At 68.2% G+C, this 8,093-nt stretch carries 5 protein-coding genes and 1 pseudogene; 4 read left to right on the top strand and 2 right to left on the bottom strand.

The window, feature by feature from the left end; translation table 11 throughout:
- Nucleotides 1-317: 317 nt before the first annotated feature.
- Together KMS84_RS05730 and KMS84_RS05725 are read left to right on the top strand one after the other, a co-directional pair.
- Nucleotides 318-745: pseudogene (locus KMS84_RS05730) on the top strand (IS1380 family transposase); the annotation flags it as partial.
- 197 nt (nucleotides 746-942) lie between these two features.
- Nucleotides 943-1,260: a hypothetical protein gene (locus tag KMS84_RS05725; RefSeq protein WP_256914938.1), complete on the top strand. Its 318-nt coding sequence runs from the start codon at nucleotides 943-945 to the stop codon at nucleotides 1,258-1,260.
- Nucleotides 1,261-1,565: 305 nt separating this feature from the next.
- On the opposite strand, the gene KMS84_RS05720 is transcribed toward KMS84_RS05725, so the two are convergent.
- Complete coding sequence (locus tag KMS84_RS05720; RefSeq protein WP_256914937.1) at nucleotides 1,566-2,138, bottom strand: dihydrofolate reductase family protein; 573 nt, start codon at nucleotides 2,136-2,138, stop codon at nucleotides 1,566-1,568.
- 684 nt (nucleotides 2,139-2,822) lie between these two features.
- Between KMS84_RS05720 and KMS84_RS05715 the strand changes: the two genes are divergently transcribed.
- Nucleotides 2,823-6,185: an alpha-L-rhamnosidase-related protein gene (locus tag KMS84_RS05715; protein WP_256914936.1), complete on the top strand. Its 3,363-nt coding sequence runs from the start codon at nucleotides 2,823-2,825 to the stop codon at nucleotides 6,183-6,185.
- Between the two features lie 182 nt (nucleotides 6,186-6,367).
- Nucleotides 6,368-6,526: a hypothetical protein gene (locus KMS84_RS41085; RefSeq protein ID WP_306425437.1), complete on the top strand. Its 159-nt coding sequence runs from the start codon at nucleotides 6,368-6,370 to the stop codon at nucleotides 6,524-6,526.
- A gap of 430 nt (nucleotides 6,527-6,956) precedes the next feature.
- On the opposite strand, the gene KMS84_RS05700 is transcribed toward KMS84_RS41085, so the two are convergent.
- The gene (locus KMS84_RS05700; protein WP_256914934.1) at nucleotides 6,957-8,066 is read right to left on the bottom strand and encodes an SGNH/GDSL hydrolase family protein; all 1,110 of its coding nucleotides are present in this window, start codon (nucleotides 8,064-8,066) and stop codon (nucleotides 6,957-6,959) included.
- Nucleotides 8,067-8,093 lie beyond the last annotated feature (27 nt).

Here is an 8,093-nt window from a genome sequence, read left to right as displayed (position 1 = left end):
CACCGTCAGAATTCGAAATGCATCAATACCGGGCCCATCGCGGACCGGCAGATTCTCTGCGCCGTCGGCGACTATGGCCGACGGACCTAGCAGTCACATCCATCTCAGAAGAGACCCCCGTCACTCCCGTTTCCCTTCGTGATCATCAGTCATGTTATAGGGCGCATGCAACGAACACAATGAACGCAGTGTCACCGTCGTGCCGCCCCGCCGGACTGAGTGTAACGATCATCCGGTACCGGCCGTGCGACATACGGTCAATCGCAGCCAATATGCCCTTGTAGCGAAATTGTGGAGTCACGCCCCTTTGGAACGGCGCCACATGGAAGAAGGCCTTCGGCCGCCATGCGCTGTTCGCGTTTGTCGACCATGGCCCAGGTGGCTCCCGGCAAACCGGTCGCGGGCCCGCTGCGACCGCGCACCGCGGGCAGTAGCACCGCGAGCGACCACGTCGCCGTCTCCCGGCAGGCGCCGACTCCGCTCCCGAAGAAGTACCGGCGTGCAGGGCGGACCCTGATCCGCACCGACTCGGCCGGCGGGGCCACGACTTCCCCAACCGGTCCACGCAGCTGGGACGGTGGCTGTCCTACTCGGTCGGGATGGCCCTCACCGATGCCATGCATCAGGCCGTCCTGCTCGTCCCCGCGCCGCCTGGACGCCCGCGACCGAACCCGACGGCCACATGTGGGACGGCGCGTGGGTCGCCGAACCCGCTGGCGATGCCCTCAAGGGCCGGCCGAAGGGGCGGGACGCGCGCGGCGCCCGTGCCCTGCGCGTCGCATGGGTGGGGATGTGACGGCAGCGGGCAGGGAAGCGCCGGTTTTGCCGGTGAGTCGCTCGGGGGAGGAACGGACCTCACGCGAGAGGCTGCCCCGAGTCCGGGCCCGGGATGGTGCCGTAGGTCTGCTCAGGGGCACAGCTGCTTGCGTGAAGTTGCCCTTCATGGCCGTCACGCCCGCCCGTCGACCGACGACGCGTGCCGTTTCGGCGATCTGCGCCCTGTTCGTCGACTGCACGCTCAAGCCGCCGCCGGCGCTCAGTCACACGCAGGGGCTGATCGACCGGAGCCGGGCGACCATGGACGCCCGGGGCGTGCCCACGGACGTGGTGGGCGCCGTCGACCATGACACCGCGCCCGGCGTCCACCCGGACATGACGCGGCACGGCTTTGCCTCCGACGGGTGGCCTGCGCTCTGCGAGCAGGTGATGGCCGCGGACGTCCCTACAACCGGGCTGCCAACGGCCGCCGGTTCGACATGAACAACCCGGCCGCGCATCCCAAGCGGGCGGCGACCCGGTGCTCGCCGTACTGGAGGGCATCGCGGTCAACGACGACGGCCGCACCGCCGGGCCCGCCACCCCCGCCCGCCTGCCCAGAAGGACGTGATGGCTGAGGCGTTGGAGCGCAGCGGGCGCACACCGCAGGACATCGGCTGGGTGGAGAAGCCAAGGTGTCGGGCTCGACCGTCACCGACCTGCTCGAACCGGGGGAGGTGTGGATTGCGGATCGCGTACTCGTGCCCGGCACGGACGATTTCCACGCTCAAGATCGCCTGCCCATGTCGTCAGCGACGGACGCGGTAGCGGATGTGGGTGGCCTGCGGCGTGTCGATCACCCGGACGATTTCCAACTCGATCTCTGACGGCAATACATCGAACAACCGACGACCACGCCCGAGAAGGACCGGGATCTGGTGGATCTGTACCTCATCCAGCACCCCGGCCTCGAGCGCCCGCTGCGCCGTGTAGGCACCACGCACCTGCACGTCTTTGCCTTCGGCTGCGGCCTTGGCCTGTGCCATCGCGCTCTCGATCCCATCGGTCACGTACGTGACCAGTGGATAACCCCAGCGAGCGGCAGGTCCGGGCGGGCGGTGGCTGGGCACGAAGATCGGGAGACCGCCGTGATCGCCACCCCAGTGATCCATGAGCTCGGCAGTCCGACGTCCCGCGAGCACCGCACCGGCCGCATTCCATTCGTCCTGGAACTGCATGGCCGGTCCGGACGGCCGGCCGGACTCCCCGTCAGGGTCGGCCCACTTGTGGAGCCGCTCACCATCGTCGCCGCCGAGGAAATCGTCGGTGTCGGCGATGTACCCGTCGAGAGACACCGACATATCGAGCACTGATCTGGACACTACGACCTCCCGTGGTCTTCCTTTGGAACTGCTTTCACTGCGTGTGGACCTGGCGAGGCGGCATTACTCATCGGTCTGACAGACAACCCTTCACCACAGGCACCCGCCCGCGACCAGCCGAAGGGCCGTGCACCCACCGACAGCAGCCCCGATGATCAGCCGTTTCCAGATGCACAACGCTCACTGCAGAAGAGAGCCGCACCTCTCGCGGAACCGAGGCCGTGATGGTCACCGCAAACGCTGGACCGGTCAAACCACGGCCTCCCAGTGGTGGTGGAAGCGATCGGCGGCTTGACTCAGACCGAGCGGTGAAACGAACCACCGTCCACAAGTCCAGCACCGACCTCGTTCTCGCCGGCCGACCGCCTGGGGAACGTCACTGAGCCCTGGCCGGTTCGGTCCCGAGTTCGGTCCCGAGCCCCTCACATGGCCGCTCGACGCGTGGGATCCTCACGCTTCACCCCAACTGTGCAGACCTGCCGGCATCAGCCGGGCCGCTCCGCAGATTCCGGTTGCACGGCGATTGACACGACGCCCGAGCCCGGGCCAGGATCACCCCTGCAAACATCGAGTTGAATCGATTCATAATGTCGGAAGCGGCAATTCCGACCCGCCTCGAGCCCTCGGGTTGCAGACGTGTTCTGCCGCCCTCTCCGCTCTCCGTATGTCTCTTAGGAGCCCGCGATGCACGATGTGACGCGCCGCAACGTTCTGCGCTCCGCCATAGCCGTGGCCCTGGCCCCCACTGTGGGTTCCGTGATGCTGCCCGTACTCGCGCCAACCGCGTCCGCGGCCGCCTCGTGGACCGCGAAGTGGATCTGGGCTCCCTCCAGTGCGACGAATCAGTGGGTGGCCTTCCGCAGGTCGTTCACCCTGGGCTCCGCGCCCTCCAGAGCCGTGACCCGGATCGCCGCCGACTCCAAATACTGGCTGTGGGTCAACGGCACTCTCGTCATCTTCGAAGGCGGGCTCAAGCGCGGGCCGAACCGTACAGACACCTACTACGACGAGATCGACCTGGCCCCGTATCTGGCCGGCGGCAGCAACACGGTGGCGCTGCTGGTCACGTACTTCGGCAAGCAGGGCTTCTCGCACAGCAGCAGCGGCAACGGCGGCCTGTTGTTCCAGTCCGACATCGCGACCGGCTCCACCGCCACCCGCCTGGTCAGCGACACCCAGTGGAAGTACACGGTTCACCCGGGCTACTCGAACGACACCAGCGGCACGCAGGTGAACTTCCGGCTTCCGGAATCGAACGTCTACTACGACGCCCGCAAGGCCACCGCCATGGCCGACTGGCAGTCCCCGACCTTCGACGACAGCTCCTGGGGCGCGCCCACCGACTTCGGCTCCGCCGGAGCCGCGCCCTGGAACGGCCTCGTCGAACGGCCGGTTCCGCAGCTCCGCTACTCCGGCCTGAAGCCCTACGTCAACGACGCCTCGCTCCCGGCCACGGGTCAGGGTTCCACGGCGATCTGGGCCACCCTGCCGTCCAACATCCAGGTCACGCCGTACCTGAAGGTTGATGCCCCGGCCGGCGCGGTGATCGGTATACAGACCGATCATTACGACGACGGCAAGGGTCTGGTCGGCATCGACCAGAAGACGATTTTCAACGTCCGCGCCACCTACGTCTGCACCGGCGGGGTCCAGGAGTTCGAGGCGCTGGCATGGATGAGCGGTACGGCCGTGCGGTACACCATCCCGGCGGGCGTGACCGTCGTCGATCTCAAGTACCGGGAGTCCGGCTACGACACCGATATCGCCGGGTCGTTCACCAGTAGCGACGCCTTCTTCGACACCGTGTGGACCAAGGCCGCCCGCACCATGTACGTCAACATGCGGGACAACTACATGGACTGCCCGACCCGCGAGCGCGCCCAGTGGTGGGGCGATGTGGTCAACCAGCTGAAGGAGGGCTTCTACACCTTCGACACCAGGTCCCACGCGCTCGGCAAGAAGGCCATCTCCCAGCTGGCCGCCTGGCAGAAGGACACCGGGCCGCTCTACTCCCCGATGCCCTCGACCATTTGGACCGCCGAACTGCCCCACCAGATGCTCGCCTCAGTGTGGTCCTTCTGGAGGTTCCACCTCTACACCGGCGACACGAGCACGGTCACCGCCGCCTACCCGGCGGTGAAGAAGTACCTGGACCTGTGGGGCCTGGGCAACGACGGCCTGGTGGCCCACCGTGCCGGGGACTGGGACTGGCAGGACTGGGGAAGCGACATCGACACCCGCGTCCTGGACAACTGCTGGTACTACCTGGCCCTGGACACCGCCGCCAAACTTGCAGCCCTCAGCGGCAATACCGATGACGTCGCGGGATGGCAGGCCCAGCGCGCCGGCATCAAGGCCAACTTCGACACCCTGTTGTGGAACTCCACGAAGAACGAGTACCGCTCGCCCGGCTACAACGACGACACCGACGACCGCAGCAACGCTCTCGCCGTCGTCGCGGGCCTGGCCGCTCCCAGCCACTACCCGGCGATCATCAACGTGCTGCGCACCCACCTCAACGCCAGCCCCTATATGGAGTTCTACGTCTTGGAGGCGCTGTATCTGATGGGTGCGGCCACCGTCGCCGAGGAGCGGATGCGCAACCGCTTCGCCGCTCAGGTCGCCGACCCCGCCTGCCACACCCTGTGGGAGGTCTGGGTCAAGTCGCAAGGCACCGACAACCACGCCTGGAACGGCGGCCCGTTGTACGCGCTGTCCGCCTACGCGGCGGGTGTGCGCCCCACCACGGCGGGCTGGACGACGTACGAGGTGACCCCACAGACCGGCACCCTCACCAAGATCAATACCGTGACGCCGACCGTCGCGGGTGAGATCCGCTTCGGCATCACCCGCGACGGCGCCCAGGCGACCCTCACACTCACCTCGCCGAACGGGACGACCGCCCGAGTGGGCGTGCCCACCTACGGCGGCTCCCAGCCCGTCATCAAGGCCAACGGCGCCACGGTCTTCACCGGCGGCTCCTCCACCGGCAGCGTCAGCGGTCTGAGCTACGACGGCAAGGACTCCTCGTATGTCTACTTCAAGGCCCAGCCGGGCACCTGGACGTTCACGGCCACCGGCACCGGCCGCCTCGACAACCTCGCCCTGAACCGTCCGGTCACCAGCAACAACAGCCTGGAGAACGGCAGTTGGGGCAGGAACCGGCTCACCGACGGCAAGCTCACCAGCGTGAGCGGCGCCAGGGGATACACCAGCAACGAGTTCACCTCCGCCGATGTCAGCGCGAACCCTGTCTGGGTGGAGGTCGACCTCGGCGCCGACGCCGACCTCGACGCCGTGCGCCTCTTCCCCCGTACCGACACCCCGGCCGCCGGGGGAGGGACCGCGGGCTTCCCCGTCGACTTCACGATCCAGACCCGCCCCGACGGATCCAGCACCTACACCACCGCCCGCACCGTCACCGGCCAGGTCAACCCCCAGGGGTTGGTGCAGACGTACGGCTTCAAGACCGCCACCGCCCGCTACGTCCGTGTGCTGACCACCAAGCTCGGAGCCGCCGCCTCCGACGAATCCACCAAGTTCCGCCTGCAACTCGCCGAACTCACCGTCCCCACCGCCGGGACCACCGTCACGGCCAACTACACGCTGGAGAACAGCGACTGGGGCAAGACCCGGATCCTTGACGGCACCACCACCAGCATCACCGGTGCCAAGGGCTTCACCAGCATCGACTTCCCCTCCGCCGACGTCAGCGCCACACCCGTGTGGATCGAGGTCGACCTCGGCGCGGACCGGCCCATCGGAGCCGTCACCCTCCACCCCCGCACCGACGCCGCGGCCACCGGCGGCGGCACCGCGGGCTTCCCCGTCGACTTCACATTGCAGACCCGGGCCGACGGATCCGGCACCTACACCACGGCTCGTACCGTCACCGGACAGGCCAACCCGAGCGGAGCCGCCCAGACCTACACCCTCACCTCCACCACCGGGCGCTACCTGCGCCTGACGGCAACGAGGCTCGGCGCTGCCGCCTTCGACGAGAGCACCAGGTTCCGCCTGCAACTGGCCGAGATCGGCGTCAAGTAGCCCACCGCGGCCGCAGTGGCTGACCGCGCCGGCACGCACCCACGTGCTGGCGCGGGCAGCCCCCACGAACAGCAAACCGCCTGCACCATGCGGCCCGCCTCGCGCCCTGAGGGCGAGCATGCGAGCACGTGCCGGCCCGGCGTCCGCAGCTGAGGGCGAGCCGGTCGAAGCGGCAGGCTGTGGTGAAGTGGTTCCTGCCTCGCGTTGCGCACCGGTTGCTCACCGGGCAGTTGCAGGAGCTGGTGGACGTCATGGCACCGGCCGTGGTCCTGATCGTTGATGCCGGCGGGGTTGCGCCCGCCGCTCTGGCTTCGGTCCACGGGCTCGAGCTCGTCGCGTAGGTGCTCGCGCGCGCGAACCGGGTGGAAGCGGCTGCGCTCGTGGCGACGGCTGTGCAGCTCAACGGCGCACCTGCGGGCCGGATCGAGATCGACGGCGAGCCGGCCACGGCGGAGGTTGTTGCTTGCGTATCGGGTGCTCTCGCCCATGACGCAGCCCCCACCGCCATGGTGGGGGCTGCGCCATGTCATGACGTGGGTGCGGTTCTTGGCGGCCGGCTTCGCCCTCTTGCTGGGCCTTCCTGGGGCACGGTGACCGGCTGGGGGAGTGGCTCGAGGCTGGTGGCTGGGCCTGCCTTCACGGTGCTGTGCTGGCCGAGTTGCGCTGTGCCGACAGCTTGCCTGGATGACTGCGCCGCGGACGGCTCGCCCGTCCGCCTCATGGAGGGAGCTGGCCCCGCGCCTGTGGCTCTTGTCGGGTGGGGCCGGCTGGTCAGTGCTCGAGGAGGGCGATGCGGATGGCTCGTTCGACGTGGGCGGCGGTGTTGGCGTGGCCGTGGGCGTTGGGGTGGACGAGGGTGACCCGCTTGTTGATGGGGGCGCAGTTCAGCAGAGTGCCGGGGAGCTTGGCGGGCCAGTAGTTCTCGGCGTCGCCGCAGATTCCCTCGATCCATTTGGTGCCGGCGGGCTGGCAGGCGTCGTGACCGACGCTGGAGGAGTAGACGTCGACGTAACGGTCGCCGAAGAACGACGTGACTCGCTGGATCGTGCTGTTCAGCGCCTTGAGAACATGGTCGCGGAGCCAGTCGACGTCGGCGTGCTTGATCGCGCCCAGCTCGGTGAGGGAGAGCCGGTTGCAGGCACTGCCCTCGTCCGGCAGGACGGCCGGGTAGCCGACGGTGATCACCTTCGCGTTGGGTGCGGCCTCGTGTACCTTGGCCAGCATTTCGATGTACTCGTCCTGGACCCTGGCGAGCTTGTCCTGGACGCTCTCCTCCCCCTCGGGGGGACTGGTGTAGTGCTCACGGCAGGACTTGCCGGGCGTCGCTCCCAGTTCGAGGCACTTGAGGAGCATGCCGCCGAAGGGCAGGCTGTTGCCGCCGACGCCGATGGTGACGATGTCGGTGTCGGCGTTGAGCTTTGCCCGCTGGATCTGGGGGTCCACTGCGGTCCAACCTGCTGAGGGCGGCTGGACCGGGCTGATCGGCGTCTGCTTGGTCGTGGCGATGTCGGCGATGGTGGCGTTGCCGCAGCTGACGTTGGTCAGGTGCACGGGCTTGCCGGGCGGGAACTCGTCGAGTTCCCGGTCGACGACGTCGGGATAGGCGTTGGTGGTGCGGTCACACCCGTCACGCGTCGCACTGCCGAGCGGGGGCTGCGGGTCCCCGACGAACCCGCCGGCGGTGTAGGAGTCACCCAGCGCGGCCCACTGGTACTGATCAGCCGCACCGGCAGAGCCTGTGGGCACGAGGGCGGACACCGCCAGCGTGAATCCCACGGCCAGTGCCCTCGTCCGTAGGCGGGCGACGGGGCGCCACTGGGCTCCCCCAGGACGGTTCGGCAGGGCGAGGGCCGCCAGACGGCCCATGGACGTCGAACGCATCCGCACTCTCCATTCACTCTTGGTAGT

Source organism: Streptomyces hilarionis, assembly GCF_024539675.1.
In the GTDB taxonomy this organism is placed as follows: domain Bacteria; phylum Actinomycetota; class Actinomycetes; order Streptomycetales; family Streptomycetaceae; genus Streptomyces; species Streptomyces hilarionis.
The sequence above is the reverse complement of the archived record's forward strand: the minus strand, read 5'-3'. Positions and strand labels throughout refer to the sequence as shown.

What these genes read in the sequence shown, in the direction of transcription:
- KMS84_RS05725 (WP_256914938.1), top strand. Translation starts at nt 943, where the DNA reads ATGGCCGTCACGCCCGCCCGTCGACCGACGACGCGTGCCGTTTCGGCG.
- KMS84_RS05715 (WP_256914936.1), top strand. Translation starts at nt 2,823, where the DNA reads ATGCACGATGTGACGCGCCGCAACGTTCTGCGCTCCGCCATAGCCGTG.
- KMS84_RS05700 (WP_256914934.1), bottom strand. Translation starts at nt 8,066, where the DNA reads ATGCGTTCGACGTCCATGGGCCGTCTGGCGGCCCTCGCCCTGCCGAAC.